Raw genomic sequence first — 1,777 nt, 5'->3', positions numbered from 1 at the left:
GGCAGCGGTCGAGGAAGGGGACGATCCGCCGCGCGACCGCTTGCCCGTAGAAAACGTCGCCGGCGAGCACAATGTCGACCGACGGCGGCGGACAGGCGCTGATGTCCTCGCCGATTATGATGATGGCGACGCCGTTGGCCTCCGCGTTGAGGCGGAGCGCGACGATGCCGTTGCGGTCGATCTCCGCCGCGGTCACTTTCCTAGCCCCGGCTCGCGCCGCGGCGATACCGACAAGGCCGGAACCGGCGCCGAGGTCGAGCACGCGCCGGCCCGCAACGGTTGACGGCCGGTCGAGAACATAGCGCGCCAGCACTGCGCCGCCCGCCCAGGCATAGGCCCAGTAGGGCGGCTGCGGCTCGGCCGCGTGCTCATGCGACCCGTCCTCCGGTTCCAGCAGCCGCCTCAGCCCGCTGCCGGGATGGGCCGTATAGAGCCGGATTTCAGGCAGCGACGGCACCGGCTGAAGCCGCATGTTCGCCTTGATGAATTCGGCGGGGTCGAGGTCGGCGCGATGTATTGGCGTCAGGCCGGCAACATTTTCGTTCAAATCTGCTCCCGCAACGCGCGCCGCAGGATCTTGCCGACCGGCGTCTTCGGCAGTTCGGCGCGGAATTCGATGTATCTCGGCCGCTTGTAGCCGGTCAGGTTCTCGCGGCAATAGACAGTCAGCGTCTCGATGGTGAGCGCTGGATCCTTCCTGACCACAAACAGCTTCGGCACCTCGCCGGAGTGCTCGTCCGGCACGCCGATCGCCGCCACTTCGAGCACGCCCGGGTGCTGCGCCACGACTTCTTCCAGCTCGTTCGGATAGACGTTGAAACCGGAGACCAGGATCATGTCCTTCTTGCGGTCGACGATCTTGGTGTAGCCGCGCTCATCCATGAAGCCCATGTCGCCCGACTTGAAGAACCCGTCCTTGGTCATCACCTTGGCGGTCTCGTCCGGCCGGTTCCAGTAGCCGGCCATAACCTGCGGACCCCGGATGCAGATCTCTCCGACTTCGCCGAGCGGCACGTTGTTGCCGTCGTCGTCGCGGATGGCGATCTCGGTCGATGGCAGCGGCAGGCCGATCGTGCCGGTAAAGTCGCTGGAGCTGAACTTGTTGGCGGTCGCCACCGGCGAGGTTTCGGAAAGTCCGTAGCCTTCGCTCACCGGACAGCCCGTCAGCGCCTTCCAGCGCTCGGCCACGCCTTTCTGCACCGCCATGCCGCCGCCGAGAGTGAGGATCAGCGGCTTGAAGTCGAGCTTGCGGAAATCCTCATTGTTGAGCAACGCGTTGAACAGCGTATTGAGGCCGGGAAAGATGTGGACCGGGTATTTCTGCAGTTCTTTCACGAAGCCCGGAATGTCGCGCGGGTTCGGAATGAGCACGTTCTGCGCGCCTTGCTGCATGCCCATCAGCGCGTTCACCGTCAGCGCGAAGATGTGGTAGAGCGGCAGCGCGCAGACGAAGTTGAGATGCGCCGGCTTCGGCTTGACCGTATAGGCGTCCTCCACCCAGAGCGAATTCTGCGCCACGTTGGACAAGACGTTGCGGTGCAGCAGCGTCGCGCCTTTCGACACGCCGGTCGTGCCGCCGGTATATTGCAGGAAGGCGATATGGTCGCCCGATACCGCCGCCGGCTTGAAGGCGCTTGCCGAGCCCGCCTTGAGCGCGGCGTTGAATTTGACGTGGCCGGGCAGCGACCAGGCGGGAACCATCTTCTTCACCCGCCGCACGACGAGATTGACGATCGCGCCTTTCAGCCCGCCCAACATGTCGCCCATCGCCGCGATC

At 65.0% G+C, this 1,777-nt stretch carries 2 protein-coding genes; both read right to left on the bottom strand.

The window, feature by feature from the left end; genetic code table 11:
* Positions 1 to 472: 50S ribosomal protein L11 methyltransferase (locus EOA75_RS32460; RefSeq protein WP_164747742.1), on the bottom strand; the 472-nt coding region annotated here is incomplete at its 3' end.
* 71 nt (positions 473 to 543) lie between these two features.
* On the bottom strand, positions 544 to 1,777 hold a 1,234-nt coding region (locus tag EOA75_RS32455), incomplete at its 5' end, for an AMP-binding protein (RefSeq protein ID WP_164747741.1).

This window comes from Mesorhizobium sp. M1A.F.Ca.IN.022.07.1.1, assembly GCF_003997575.1.
Classification (GTDB): domain Bacteria; phylum Pseudomonadota; class Alphaproteobacteria; order Rhizobiales; family Rhizobiaceae; genus Mesorhizobium.
Note: the sequence above shows the minus strand (reverse complement) of the source record. Positions and strands in the feature narration are given on the sequence as shown.